We start from the raw sequence: 12,200 nt of genomic DNA on the forward strand, positions 1-12,200 counted from the left end.
CGGACGGCGACTTCGACAAGACCGAGCAGGCCGTGGTCCGGGAAGCCTGCTTCACCCTCGACCTGCCCCCGCACGAGTTCGACCTCTGACGAGTCCGGCCTTACGGCAGGTCGCCTCTGCCAAGTCGGACGTCTGGCAAGTCAGAAGGGCGCATCGAGGCGCGCCGCATGTGCGGTGCCTCGATGCGCCCTTCTGCTCAGCTCAGCGACGGTCCGTCAGGCCGACGGCGCGGCCCTCCGCGTCCCAGCGGACCTCCAGGACACGGGCCACGGCGGCGCGGTCGAGCGGTCCGAAGACGTGCGGGAACAGCGTGCCCTCGGCGACCCCGGGCGGCGGGGCGGGGTCGGCGGCCTCCCACTCGCACCTCGCGGTGAGCCGCTCCTCGTCGAGGACCAGCGCCAGCAGCGGCCGGGACGTGCTCCGGTAGAACGCGTCGACGACGGCGAGGGTGGTCTCCTCGTCAGGTGAACAGTGGACGAACCCCTCCTGAGCGAGAGAGGCCGGCGCATAGGGCCGGTCGGGGCCGGCGGCATGCGCCGCGTCCCATTCCGCGAGCGTTACGACGTGATAAATCATCATCGGATCATCATCAGGTCGGTCGGCCGTGAGGGTGCCCGCAGGGTTGCCTCCCTGCTCCACGGGCCCCTCCTGCGTTCCTGTGCTACCGTGATAAAAGTGGCAGTTTCGGTTACCAGAGGCTTGTGAGTGCTCTTCGACCATCCGTCGACGAGCACTCTTTTTGTTTCCGGGGCTTTCTGATCCTGCGACGCCGGGTCCGCAAGGTGCGGACACCGGGCACTGCCCCAAGGGAGATTCAATATGGCATCTGGCACCGTGAAGTGGTTCAACGCGGAAAAGGGCTTCGGCTTCATCGAGCAGGAGGGTGGCGGCCCGGACGTCTTCGCCCACTACTCCAACATCGCCACCCAGGGCTTCCGCGAGCTTCAGGAAGGCCAGAAGGTGACCTTCGACGTCACGCAGGGCCAGAAGGGCCCGCAGGCCGAGAACATCGTTCCCGCCTGAACCGCCTGACGTCCACGAGACGCTGAGATCCGCGCGCTTTTCACGCGGATCCCGTGGCCGGGGCCCGTACTCCTGAGTACGGGCCCCGGCTCATGGCTTTTTGCCCTTTCGAGGAAGGTTCCGAATGAACCGCAACAGCTCCGTCCGCTCCCGTTCGGACAGGCGCCAGGGCGCCCCCGCCCGTTCGGCCAAGCCAGGGCGGAGCGGACGCGGGAGTCGTCCCGCCGCGTCCGGCGGTGAATTCGCGCTGCCCGTCACCCTCACCCCTGGGCTGCCGGCCGTCGAGGCGTTCACCGAACTCGACATGCCCAAGCCGCTGCTGGCCGCCCTCGGCGCCGAAGGCGTCACCACCCCCTTCCCCATCCAGGCCGCGACGCTGCCGAACTCGCTGGCCGGCCGGGACGTCCTGGGCCGTGGCCGCACCGGCTCCGGCAAGACCCTCGCCTTCGGCCTCGCCATGCTGGCCCGTACGGCGGGACAGCGCGCCGAACCCCGGCAGCCGCTGGCCCTGGTCCTCGTCCCCACCCGGGAACTGGCCCAGCAGGTCAACGACGCCCTCTCCCCTTACGCCCGCGCGCTGCGGCTGCGGATCGCCACCGTCGTCGGCGGACTGTCGATCGGCCGCCAGGCGAGCGCCCTGCGCGGCGGCGCCGAGGTCGTCGTGGCCACGCCCGGCCGGCTGAAGGACCTCATCGACCGCGGCGACTGCCGACTGGACCGGGTCGAGATCACCGTCCTCGACGAGGCCGACCAGATGGCCGACATGGGCTTCATGCCGCAGGTGACGCAGCTGCTCGACCAGGTGCGTCCCGACGGCCAGCGCATGCTGTTCTCGGCGACCCTGGACCGTAACGTCGACCGGCTGGTGCGCAACTACCTGCACGACCCCGTCGTCCACTCGGTCGACCCGTCCGCGGGCGCGGTCACCACGATGGAGCACCACGTGCTGCATGTGGAGGACGAGGACAAGCAGGCCACGACCACGGAGATCGCCGCCCGCGACGGCCGCGTCATCATGTTCCTGGACACCAAGCACGCGGCGGACCGGCTGGCCAAGAAGCTGCTGGCCGTCGGGGTGCGCGCCGCGTCCCTGCACGGCGGCAAGTCCCAGAACCAGCGCACCCGCACCCTGGCCCAGTTCAAGGACGGCCATGTCACGGTGCTGGTGGCGACCAACGTCGCGGCCCGCGGCATCCACGTCGACAACCTCGACCTCGTCGTCAACGTCGACCCGCCCGCCGACCACAAGGACTATCTGCACCGGGGCGGCCGCACGGCGCGCGCCGGCGAGTCCGGCACGGTCGTCACCCTCGTCCTGCCGAACCAGCGCCGGGAGATGACGCGTCTGATGGCGGACGCCGGCATCACCCCGCAGACCACCCGGGTCCGCTCGGGCGGCGCCGAGCTGAGCCGTATCACCGGTGCGCAGGCCCCGTCGGGAGTGCCCGTGGTCCTGGCCCCGCCGGCCCCCGCCGAGAGCCGTCCCGCACGCGGCGGCTCAGGGCGCGGCGGCGAGCGCAACGGCTCCGCCCCGCGCGCCCGGCGCGGCCGTCCCGCCGCTGCCGCCTCCGGCGCCGGCTCCGGGCAGGGCCGTCGCCGGACCCCCGCCAAGGGCAACGGCACGACCGGCGGCCGCTAGGACAGGCCCTGGGGCCTGTCCGGCCGATCAAGTCGCAGGAAATCGCCGGTGCCGAATCAGCGCCGGTGAGCGGGGTGATGGGGGTCCCCCCGCTCGAGCGCAGTCGAGAGTGGGGGAGCGTGCAGCTGCAAGGCGGAGGAGGGCGTCGACGCGGAGCGTCGGCAACCGACGACAACGCCGCAGATGTGCGTGCCACACCCCGCGTCTGCGGCATGATCGGCCGGACAGGCCCTAGGGCCAAGGCTCACGCGCCGGCGGTCTCCGCCAGCGTGTGGGCCACCAGGGCGTTGGCGTGGCCGTGGCCCAGGCCGTGCTCGGTCTTCAGCCAGGAGACGAGCTCCATGTGCCGGGTCAGCGGCGAGGCGCGGATCAGCGTCTTCCACTCGTCGATCGGGCGGCCGTACTTCTTCTCGATCGACGGGAAGTAACTGGCGGGGCCCTTCACGGGTGCGGTCATCTCGGTTGTCCCCTTTGGTCTCGGCCGTCGGCCGCCTTCGGCCGCCTTCGGTTTCCGATGGCTTCCGTCGGCCTTTCGTCGGCTTCCTTTGACTTCCTCTGACTTCCTTCGGCTTTCTGACCGGCCGAGGGGAGGGAACTGATCGGTCGCAGACGTGATCCGCGTCACCGTCCGGTGACCGCCGCGCACACCCCTCCGTCGACGAGGACGTCGATGCCGTTCAGGAAGCTCGCATCGTCCGACAGGATGAAGGCGGCGACCGCGGCCACCTCCTCGGGACGACCGGTGCGGCCGAGCGGGGTCGCCTCGACCAGCTTGCGCATCGAATCGTGCTCGGCCGCCTCCTGACGGCCCTGCGGGGTGTCGATGACGCCCGGGGCGAGCGAGCACACCCGGCCGCCGACCGGCCCCAGCCGTACCGCCTCCCGGCGGGCGAAGCGGGCCACACCGTGCTTGGCCCACGGGTAGGCGAGCGTGGACTCCTCTAGGGCCGGGCCGATCGCCTCCCGGATCCGGTCGAGGAACCCCGCCCGCAACGGGTCCTCGAGCAGTTCGACGACGTCCGGGTCGGGGTCGACGCCGGCGAGCAGCGGGGCCATCGACGAGAAGTACACGTGCGCCGTCCCGGCGGTGGCCAGCGGGCGCAACGCCTCGGCGAGGAGCGCGGTCCCGATCAGGTCGACCTCGAAGATGCGCCGCCAGTCGGCCATGGTCGGCGAGATGCCGGCGGCGTGGGCGACCGCGCGGAGCGCGCCGAGCTCCTCGACCCGGTCGGCGAGCCGTCCCAGCCCGTCGCGGTCGGTGACGTCGAGGACGAAGGGCTGGGCGACGGCCCGGGCGGTCGAGGCGTTGAGGTCGTCGGCGACCTCCGTCACGCTGTCCTCGTCCAGGTCGACGAGCAGCAGCACGTCCACCATGTCGGCCATCCGCCGCGCGCAGGCCTCCCCCATCCCGCGCCCGGCGCCGGTGACGACGCCGACGGTGCGCGCGCCACGGCCTGCGGGGCTTGCAGTCGTCATGTGGTGCTCCTTGTCTCGGTTCATACAGGTGGGGAAATGCGGGCTCACTGCGTGGACCAGAGCCGCTCCAGGGTCGGCCGGACCGCGCTGCTGACCAGCTCGACCCGGAAGCCGGTCACCTCGCCGGCGCGCAGGAAGGCGAAGAACGGTGTGCCGTCGGGGCCCCTGCGGGTGGCCTCGACCACATAGCCGTTGCATTCGAGGTCGGCCGTGTCGGCGGCCACGTCGTCGGACCAGTAGCCGATGTGGTGGATCCCGGAGCCGGGCGTCGGCTCCCAGAGGGTGCCGGGAAGGGGCCGTACGACCTCGATCCTGGGCGTCGACTTCGAGTACGCGCAGCGGAAGTCGAGGACGGCGACGCCGGTGGGCAGCTCCACCTCGACGGGGCCGCCCATCTCGTCGTGCCACTCCAGGCCGAACGACTGTGAGAGCCGGTCCGTCGTCGCCCTGAGGTCCTCGGCGACGATGCCCACGTGGAACTGGTCCTCGGGCTTCAGCATGGCGTCTCCTCATAAGTCGGCGCGGCCCAGCCAGTAGCCGAAGCCGCGGCGGGTGTGGATGAGTGCGGGGCCCTCCCGGTCCACCTTGTGGCGGAGGCGCGAGACGAGCTTCTCGATGGCCTCGCCCGCGCGGGACTCGCCCCAGACGTGCCGGCTGATCTGTTCCTTCGACAGCACGCACTCCGCGTTGGCCAGCAGATGGCGCAGCAGCCGGTACTCGGCCGGGGTGAGTGCGAGGGGCCGGGGCCCGCGCCGGGCCTGACAGGCGGCGTCGTCCATGACCAGGTCGACGGGACCGACCAGGTCGACGGGACCGACCGGGCCGACCGGACCGACCGGACCGATGCGACCGACCGGGCCGACCACCTCGTCGCCCACGTCCATCACACCCATCGCGCCCATCACGCCCCCCTCGTCGCCGTGTCGCGGCCGGTCCGCGTGCCGCCCGCGCCGTCGGCCGCGCAGCAGCACGGCGACCCGGGCGAGCAGTTCGGCGATCCGGAGCGGCTTGGTGACGTAGTCCTCCTGCTCGGCGGCGAGTTCGGGCACGAGCCGGGGGAGCGCGTCGCAGGTGGCGAGGAAGAGCAGCGGCGGACGGTCGGCGGGGGCGACGCGGCGGCGCCGGGCCGGGTACACGTTCTCGCGCAGGGCGGCGTCCCACACCAGGAGGTCGAACCGCTGTCTGTCGAGCCGGACCATGCCCTCGGCGCCGCTGTCCGCCGTGCCGACCCGGTAGCCGGCCAACTCCAGGGCGGTGCTGACCAGTTCGCTGTCCGCGGGGTCGGCGGCGACGACCAGGACCTGCTGCCCGTCCCCGCGGGGCGGGGACACGGGCCGGGGCAGCAGCGAGGACACAGGCAGGGACACGGGCAGGGACACAGACATGACGGCACCCTTCGTGCGGGACTGCCCCCACGGTAGCAGCTACTTGCCTAAGTTAAGCAAGGTTCCTGCGCGTGGGCGGCGAGGGCGGCGCGGGCGGCGTTCCGTCGTCGCCCCGGCCGAGGAGGTCCCGGCAGACGCCGGTCGCCGCGAGCGCGAGCCCCGCGTACATCAGCAACCGCCCCCACGCCGAGGCGATGAGTTCCTGCGGGTCACCGTCCGGCATCACGCGGCCCCAGACGCAGGTCACCCGGGGCGGGAACGCGTCCACGGAGACGCGCTCGAGGCGGTAGTCGCGCATCGTGTCCATGTACACGCCGTGGCCGGTCGCGGAGGCGCAGACGTCCAGGGGGTGCAGGAACGCGAGGCCGTAGACGGTCGCCGCGCCGTATCCGGCCAGCGCGATCACCGAGCCGAGGATCGTCCAGCGCCGGCCCGGGGACAGCCCGTGGGCCCGCGCCCACAGGTCCAGGACGACGGCGAACGGCGCGAGGACGATCGTCAGGGCCATCGTGCCGAACAACGCGAACACGTCCATCGCCCCGCCTCACCCGCCGTTCGCGGCGTAGAGGGCGTACGGCAGCAGGATCAGCGGGAGGGTCAGCAGCCGCGGCCGGAGCGAGCGGCCCGTGCGCAGGGGGCCCAGGACGTCGAAGAGGAGGAGCAGCAGGGCGACGAGCACGCCGAAGAAGACGAGCATGATCAGGACCATGCCGCTGTCCTCGATCTGGTTGTAGGTGCAGTTGTCCAGGTCACGGACGTCGATGTCGTCGTACCCGCAGTGCCCGTGGTCGATGTACCAGCGCGCGCAGAGCAGGGCGGCGGCCGTCGGGAACCCGATCAGGAAGTGCCCCAGGAACGACGGCAGGCAGCCGCGCAGGGCGCCGAGTGCGGTGCTCATCCGGCCACTGCACCAGCAGGGTGATCATCCGGCTGTGATGGAAGCCATACCTCCGGTCACAGGCCTGTCACACCTGTCGCCGCCCGCGCTCCGCCGGGAACAGCGCGCGGACCTGCCAGCCGTGGCCGGCCGGCACCGGCCCGGTGTGCAGTTCGCCGCCCAGGGCCGTGACCCGCTCCCGCAGGCCGACCAGGCCGAAGCCGCCGCCGTGCGCCTCGGCGGGCAGCTGGGTGCCGCCGCGGCCGTCGTCGACGACGGTGACGTCGAGGCGGTCGCCCTCGCGGCGGAGGCGGACGGTGACCGTGGCGGCGTCGGCGGCGTGCCGCCGCACATTGGTCAGGGCCTCCTGGACGACGCGGAAGGCGGCGGCCTGCACCTCGTGCGGGAGGTCGCCGGGCAGGGCGGGGTCGCGGTGGAGGGTGACGCGCTGGACCGGGCTGCCGAAGCGGTCGGTGAGCTCCGCGATGCCGGCCAGGTCGCCGACCGGCCGCCGCTCCCCCTCCGCCGTGTCCCGCAGCACGCCGACCGTGCGCCGCATGGAGGCGAGGGCCTCGGTGGCGGCGCGCTCGATGCCGGCGAGAACCGGGTCCAGGTCCTGGCCGAGGCCGTCGGGGCCCTCCCGCCGCGCACCGGCCATCATGCGGGCCATCTGCGTCTGCACGAGGATCCCGGTGACATGGTGGGCGACGAAGTCGTGCAGGTCGGCGGCGATCGCGAGGCGCTCCGCGCGCCGCGTCTCGTCGACGGCGACGGTCCGGCGGTAGTCCAGCGACCGCAGGTACGCGGCGAGCCCGGCGACGAGCAGGACGAGCACCAGCCCGACGACGATGTAGGCCAGCCCCTCCCCGTCCCCCGACCACGGCGGCCGGTAGTACCGGGCCGGAGCGGCGAGCAGCGCGCCCGCGTCCAGCACCGCGCACACCAGGAGCCATCGGGGCGGACAGTGCCGTACGGCGATGAAGAGGAGGCAGAGCAGGACCGCGACCTCGCCCGGACCCAAGGACGCGTCGCGGTCCAGCACGACCGCGGTGGCCGTGTTCAGGACGGAGAGCAGTCCGGGCACGGCGGTGCGCAGCTGCGGGGTGAGCCATGCCGGTCGCCGCGCGGCCGGCCACAGCACGGCGGCGAGCCCGGCGCCGAGGACGACCGCCGGACGCCACAGCCCGTAGCCCGTGTCCTGCGCGACCACGAGGTCGAGCACGGACGCGGCGAGCAGCGCACCGACGACGGCGCCCCGTGCGCAACCTCGTAGCCAGCCGGATCTCATGCAGCTCACGGTAGGCGCAGGCACGGCCGACGGTATCGGCCGAATGGTCGAGGAAGCGCGGCGGCTTCGACTGATATGTTCCCGTTCATGCCGCACGGCCGGTGACCGACCACGGTCCGAAGCACCGAGGAGAGCAGCCATGAGGATCCACCGGACCAGCGTCTTCGTCGACGACCAGGAAGCGGCCCTGCGCTTCTACACCGACGTGCTCGGCTTCGTGAAGAAGCACGACGTCCCGCTGGGCGAGGACCGGTGGCTGACCGTGGTCTCGCCGGAGGACCCCGACGGCACCGAACTGCTGCTGGAGCCCTCCCGCCATCCGGTGGTGAAGGCCTACAAGGAGGGGCTCGCCAAGGACGGCATCCCGCTCGCCGCCTTCGCCGTGGCCGATGTGCCCGCGGAGTTCGCCCGGCTGCGCGGACTCGGCGTGCGGTTCACCCAGGAGCCGCTGGAGACGGGCCCGGTCACCATCGCGGTGCTGGACGACACCTGCGGCAACCTGATCCAGATCCTGCAGAGCAGCTGACCACGCCCCCGCCCCTGCGCGCCGGTCGGGCCGGTCGGTCGTCCGGGTCGTCCGGGTCGGGGCGTCCCGGTTCAGTCCTCCCCCAGCGCCCCCCGCAGCTCCGCCCGCCGCCGGATCCCCAGCTTGCGGTAGGTGCTGGTCAGGTGGGTTTCCACGGTGCGGCGGGCCACATGCAGGAGTTCCGCTATCTCCGTGTTGGTACGGCCCGCCGCCGCGAGTTCCGCTATCCGGCGTTCGCTGCCGGTGAGGGACCCGGAGCCGGTGTGGGCGGGGGTGGTGCGGCGGGCCCCGGCCGTGCGCAGGACCTGCTCGGCGTGGGTCAACAGGCGGACGCTGCCCAGCCGTTCGGCGCGTTCGGCGCCCTCGCGCAGATGCTCGCGGCCCCGGCTGCGTTCGCCGGCGTCGATCAACTGGCGGCCGTGTGCGAGGAGCGAGGCCACCAGTTCCGCCTCGGCCGGGGAGTCCCGCAGGACGGCCACCGCCTCCTCGCCCAGCTCCAGCCCCCGTCGCCCGCGGGTCGCCCGGCCCAGGACGCGCAGCGCCCGTCCCTTCGTGCGCGGGGTGTCCCACACCTGGGCCAGCCGGAGTTCCTCCGTCGCCAGGGCCAGCGCCTCCTGCGGGTTGCCCAGCTCCAGCCGGCACTCCGCGGCCGCCGTCCGCCACGGGGTGACGACCGGGCTGAGGACGGCGCGCGCGGACTGCCGGCGGCCGCACTCCAGGAAGTCGTGGAGGGCGCCGGCGACGTCCCCCTCGGTGGAGCGCAGCACGCCCCGTGCGTAGAGGAAGCGGTTGAGTTCCCAGGAGTCGGAAGCGTCGCGCAGGTCGAAGCTGTCGGCGAGGCGTCGGGCCTCCGCTGTGCGGCCCGTCTCGACCAGGGCGAGCAGGGCGTGCGCGTCGACGTTGGCGGGGCCGCAGCCGGTGTGCCGCGCCCGGGCCCCGGGGTGCGCGGCGAGCAGGGTCCCGTAGGCGCCCCGCGCCGCCGCGATGTCCCAGTCGGTGTCCATCAGGGCCTGTTCCATCGGGTGCAGGAGCGCCGGATGCTGGCCGGCCAGGCCGCGCTCCACCAGCCGTTCCGCCTCGTCGAGTTCGTCGGCCCACTGGGCCACCGCCGCGGCCGTGCCCAGCAGGAACGGCTCGGCGAGGGAGTCGGCGGGCTCGGTCAGCAGGGTGCGCATCCGGCGCATCGCCTCCCGGGCCGCGATGTCCCCCGCGGTCGCCGCGTAGCGGACCAGGAGCGCCCGGCCGGACGCGCCCACCAGCTCCGGGGTGCGTTCGGCGGCGTCGGTGAGCCAGCGGTAGGCCTCCCGGCGGACGGCCTGGTCCTGGTCGGAGAGGAGCGCGGACGCGGTCTGCAGGGTGCGGGCCAGGTCGGGGTGGCCGGACAGCCGGGTCTCCAGGCCGCGCAGCGCCTCCACCGCCGTCCGGACCTCGCCGCGGCCGGCGAGCGCGGTGCCCAGCGCGATGGCGGTACGGACCTGGTCGCGGGGCTGGGCCGGCAGGTCGAACGCCTCGGCGAGCCGCGGGATGCCCGCCGGGGCGTCGGTGGAGGCGTACTCCAGGGAGCCGAGCTCGGTGAGGAGACGCTGGCGCAGGTCGTCGGGCAGCGGTTCCTGGAGGGCCCGGCGCAGATAGCGGACGGCGTCGCCCTGGCGGCCGTCCCGGACGGCGACGGTGCCGGCGTCGCGCAGCACGCGCAGCGCCCAGGGCAGGCCGGCGGGCGCGCTGCCCAGCAACTGCCGGGCCACCGCGTCGACATGGTCGCCCCGGCGCAGCATCGCCTGGGCCACCGCCCGGTGCGCGTCCTGGCGGCGGGCGGTGGACCAGCCGCCGAGCACGGCGTCGCGCAGGAGCGGGTGGGCGTAGCGGGGGCGGCCGGCGGGGTCGGGGCGCAGCACTCCGAGCCGTGTCATCGCGGTGAACCAGCCGGAGACCCGGGCGGGGTCGGCGCCGGAGGCCTCGGCGACGAGGGCGGCGAGGCCGTCGACGGTGGCGGGGGCGCCGGGGCTGTCGGAGGTGCCGGGGCTGTCAGGGGTGCCGGGGCTGTCAGGGGCGTCTGCAGTATCTGTGGTGTCGGAACCGTCCGTGATGTGCGTGGTGTCAGGGGCCGGCGGGACTTCGAGGGGGGTTTCCAGGGCGGCGAGCGTCCGGGCCACCTCCGCGGTCGCCGCTCCCGCGCTGTCCAGCCACCAGGACACGGCCGCCGGGTAGGAACCCGGGTACAGCGCGGCGCACGTCCTCGGGACGACCGTCGGCCGTGGGGCGCCGTCGAGGTCGTCGAGGAGGGCGTGCAGAAGCAGCGGGCTGCCGGCGCTTGCGCGCACGCAGTCCGCGGCGGCCCGGTCGGAGGCCTTCGGGAGGGCGGCCCGGACCAGTTCGGCCGAGGCGTCGTCGGTGAGGGGGGCGAGGGTGTGGGTGCGGAGCAGGGACGGGGTGAGGGCGTGGGTGAGACCGGCGGGGCGCGGGGCGATGTCGTACTGACTGCGCTCGGTGGCCACCAGCAGTACCGGTAATCGGTCGATACGGCGGGCCGCCTCCATGAACCAGCGGCGCGAGGCCTCGTCGGCGAGGTGGACGTCGTCCACGGCGACCATGAGCGGCGCCTCGTCCGCGTACGAACGCAGCAGCCGCCACAGCCGTGCCGCGCTGCCGCGGTCCTCGCCGCCGGGGGAGAAGTCGGCGAACTCCGGCACGGGGCCGAGGAGATGGAGGACGGCGGAGAACGGCAGCGCGGTGTCCTCGGGGGAGCAGCGGGCGCGCAGGACGCGCAGGCCGAGGTGGGTCGCGTGGGCGGCGGCGGCCTCCAGGACGGCGGAGCGGCCGGTGCCCGTGGCCCCGCGCAGCAGGACGAGCCGGCCGGCTCCGGCCAGGGCCCGCTCGGCCTCCGCGGCGAGCAGTGCGCTTGCGTCCTCGCGTTCCCGCAACGGTCCGGTCATCCCAGTCTCCTGCTTTCGCGGTCGGGTACGTCGGACATCTGGTCGGGTATGTGCAGGTGGAGGCGGTGCTGTTGAGCACAGGTCCGCGCGGCCGTTGTGGCGAGGCTCACGAAAGCGCGGCGCACACCGATCATTGCGCCTCTGACTTGCAAAGATGTTGGCGAACTGTGGTGCCGGAGGGCTTGCTCTCGTGGTCCGCCTCGTGGTGCTCCACGATTGCGCGAGCCCCAGGAGTCACAGAAGGGTGGACCGTACCCACCCGTCACGGCTTCCCGCCGAGCGGCGGGCCCGTGAACATGGGGGAAACGGTTGCTCAGCACACCTCGGACACCAGAGACCGCCGCCGCAGGCACGGCAGGCGTCACCGCAGTCGGCGCGGCCGCGGCGGGCAGCTCTGCCGCGGGCACTTCTCTCGCCGCCCGGCGACGGGTTCCCGTGGCCGTCCAGGCGCCGGACCCGATCTCCCGCGAGGGCGCGGTCAGCCAGTTGCGCGGGCGTCCGGAGATCGAGGTCCGCGAGGAGCTCTCGGCCGCCGCCGGCACGGTGGCGCTGCTGATCGAGGACACCCTCGACGAAGCGGCGCTGACCCGGCTGCGGCGGATCGTGCGCAGCGAGGGGGCGCAGGCGGTCCTCGTCGTGGGCACGATCCGCGAGACCGAACTGCTGGACGTCATCGAGTGCGGGGTCGGGGCCATCGTCTGGCGTCGCGAGGCGACCGCGCACCGGCTGGTGCAGGCGGTGCTCGCCGCCCACCGTGGCGACGGCGACCTGCCCGCCGACCTGCTCGGCCGGCTGATCAGCCAGGTGGGCACACTGCATCGCGGTGCGGCGGGCAGGCCCGGCGCCCCCTCCCTGGGTCTGACACCGAGGGAGGTGGACGTGCTGCGGCTGGTGGCCGAGGGCCTGGACACCGGAGAGATCGCCAGCAAGCTGTCCTACTCCGAACGAACCGTCAAGAACGTCATGCACGGACTCACGACGCGGTTGCATCTGCGCAACCGGGCGCACGCGGTGGCATATGCCCTCCGGGAAGGCTACATCTGACCGAACGGG

At 73.4% G+C, this 12,200-nt stretch carries 14 protein-coding genes; 5 read left to right on the forward strand and 9 right to left on the reverse strand.

All coding sequences use genetic code 11. The features are described 5' to 3' along the window. Positions 1-89, forward strand: an 89-nt coding sequence (locus ACWD4O_RS08020) for a TerB family tellurite resistance protein (protein ID WP_451279329.1), incomplete at its 5' end; no start/stop codon positions are given. Positions 90-201: 112 nt separating this feature from the next. Here ACWD4O_RS08020 and ACWD4O_RS08025 read toward each other — a convergent pair. Continuing rightward, complete coding sequence (locus tag ACWD4O_RS08025) at positions 202-576, reverse strand: DUF952 domain-containing protein (protein ID WP_451279331.1); 375 nt, start codon at positions 574-576, stop codon at positions 202-204. Between the two features lie 243 nt (positions 577-819). Between ACWD4O_RS08025 and ACWD4O_RS08030 the strand changes: the two genes are divergently transcribed. After that, entirely contained in the window at positions 820-1,023 is a 204-nt protein-coding gene (locus ACWD4O_RS08030) for a cold-shock protein (protein WP_031482971.1), read from the forward strand. A gap of 124 nt (positions 1,024-1,147) precedes the next feature. Continuing rightward, positions 1,148-2,662, forward strand: a complete 1,515-nt coding sequence (locus tag ACWD4O_RS08035; protein ID WP_451278547.1) for a DEAD/DEAH box helicase — start codon at positions 1,148-1,150, stop codon at positions 2,660-2,662. A 244-nt stretch (positions 2,663-2,906) separates the two neighbouring features. Here ACWD4O_RS08035 and ACWD4O_RS08040 read toward each other — a convergent pair whose 3' ends face one another. The 7 genes from ACWD4O_RS08040 to ACWD4O_RS08070 form a co-directional block, all read right to left on the reverse strand. Continuing rightward, a complete protein-coding gene (locus ACWD4O_RS08040) occupies positions 2,907-3,119 on the reverse strand; it encodes a DUF4287 domain-containing protein (RefSeq protein WP_450946374.1) in 213 nt (70 codons plus the stop codon). 164 nt (positions 3,120-3,283) lie between these two features. Then, entirely contained in the window at positions 3,284-4,138 is an 855-nt protein-coding gene (locus ACWD4O_RS08045) for an SDR family oxidoreductase (protein ID WP_451278549.1), read from the reverse strand. Between the two features lie 44 nt (positions 4,139-4,182). Next, entirely contained in the window at positions 4,183-4,638 is a 456-nt protein-coding gene (locus tag ACWD4O_RS08050) for a VOC family protein (protein WP_451278551.1), read from the reverse strand. A gap of 9 nt (positions 4,639-4,647) precedes the next feature. Further along, positions 4,648-5,523 (reverse strand): response regulator transcription factor, encoded by an 876-nt coding sequence (locus tag ACWD4O_RS08055; RefSeq protein ID WP_451278553.1) that lies wholly within the window; start codon positions 5,521-5,523, stop codon positions 4,648-4,650. 52 nt (positions 5,524-5,575) lie between these two features. Then, entirely contained in the window at positions 5,576-6,058 is a 483-nt protein-coding gene (locus ACWD4O_RS08060; protein ID WP_451278555.1) for a hypothetical protein, read from the reverse strand. Positions 6,059-6,067: 9 nt separating this feature from the next. Then, positions 6,068-6,421, reverse strand: a complete 354-nt coding sequence (locus tag ACWD4O_RS08065; RefSeq protein WP_451278557.1) for a hypothetical protein — start codon at positions 6,419-6,421, stop codon at positions 6,068-6,070. Positions 6,422-6,488: 67 nt separating this feature from the next. Next, complete coding sequence (locus ACWD4O_RS08070; protein ID WP_451278559.1) at positions 6,489-7,688, reverse strand: sensor histidine kinase; 1,200 nt, start codon at positions 7,686-7,688, stop codon at positions 6,489-6,491. Positions 7,689-7,827: 139 nt separating this feature from the next. Between ACWD4O_RS08070 and ACWD4O_RS08075 the strand changes: the two genes are divergently transcribed. Further along, positions 7,828-8,214: a VOC family protein gene (locus ACWD4O_RS08075; RefSeq protein ID WP_451278561.1), complete on the forward strand. Its 387-nt coding sequence runs from the start codon at positions 7,828-7,830 to the stop codon at positions 8,212-8,214. 71 nt (positions 8,215-8,285) lie between these two features. Here the strand turns inward: ACWD4O_RS08075 and ACWD4O_RS08080 are convergent, their stop codons facing one another. Then, the gene (locus tag ACWD4O_RS08080) at positions 8,286-11,147 is read right to left on the reverse strand and encodes an AAA family ATPase (RefSeq protein ID WP_451278563.1); all 2,862 of its coding nucleotides are present in this window, start codon (positions 11,145-11,147) and stop codon (positions 8,286-8,288) included. A 435-nt stretch (positions 11,148-11,582) separates the two neighbouring features. Here ACWD4O_RS08080 and ACWD4O_RS08085 point away from each other — a divergent pair, with 435 nt between their 5' ends. Continuing rightward, a complete protein-coding gene (locus tag ACWD4O_RS08085; RefSeq protein WP_450946605.1) occupies positions 11,583-12,191 on the forward strand; it encodes a helix-turn-helix transcriptional regulator in 609 nt (202 codons plus the stop codon). Positions 12,192-12,200: the final 9 nt, after the last annotated feature.

This window comes from Streptomyces sp. NPDC002623, assembly GCF_053592635.1.

Coding starts and splice junctions, on each gene's coding strand:
- ACWD4O_RS08070 (WP_451278559.1), bottom strand. CDS start 7,688: ATGAGATCCGGCTGGCTACGAGGTTGCGCACGGGGCGCCGTCGTCGGT.
- ACWD4O_RS08060 (WP_451278555.1), bottom strand. CDS start 6,058: ATGGACGTGTTCGCGTTGTTCGGCACGATGGCCCTGACGATCGTCCTC.
- ACWD4O_RS08075 (WP_451278561.1), top strand. CDS start 7,828: ATGAGGATCCACCGGACCAGCGTCTTCGTCGACGACCAGGAAGCGGCC.
- ACWD4O_RS08040 (WP_450946374.1), bottom strand. CDS start 3,119: ATGACCGCACCCGTGAAGGGCCCCGCCAGTTACTTCCCGTCGATCGAG.
- ACWD4O_RS08055 (WP_451278553.1), bottom strand. CDS start 5,523: ATGTCTGTGTCCCTGCCCGTGTCCCTGCCTGTGTCCTCGCTGCTGCCC.
- ACWD4O_RS08025 (WP_451279331.1), bottom strand. CDS start 576: ATGATTTATCACGTCGTAACGCTCGCGGAATGGGACGCGGCGCATGCC.
- ACWD4O_RS08035 (WP_451278547.1), top strand. CDS start 1,148: ATGAACCGCAACAGCTCCGTCCGCTCCCGTTCGGACAGGCGCCAGGGC.
- ACWD4O_RS08080 (WP_451278563.1), bottom strand. CDS start 11,147: ATGACCGGACCGTTGCGGGAACGCGAGGACGCAAGCGCACTGCTCGCC.
- ACWD4O_RS08065 (WP_451278557.1), bottom strand. CDS start 6,421: ATGAGCACCGCACTCGGCGCCCTGCGCGGCTGCCTGCCGTCGTTCCTG.
- ACWD4O_RS08050 (WP_451278551.1), bottom strand. CDS start 4,638: ATGCTGAAGCCCGAGGACCAGTTCCACGTGGGCATCGTCGCCGAGGAC.
- ACWD4O_RS08045 (WP_451278549.1), bottom strand. CDS start 4,138: ATGACGACTGCAAGCCCCGCAGGCCGTGGCGCGCGCACCGTCGGCGTC.
- ACWD4O_RS08030 (WP_031482971.1), top strand. CDS start 820: ATGGCATCTGGCACCGTGAAGTGGTTCAACGCGGAAAAGGGCTTCGGC.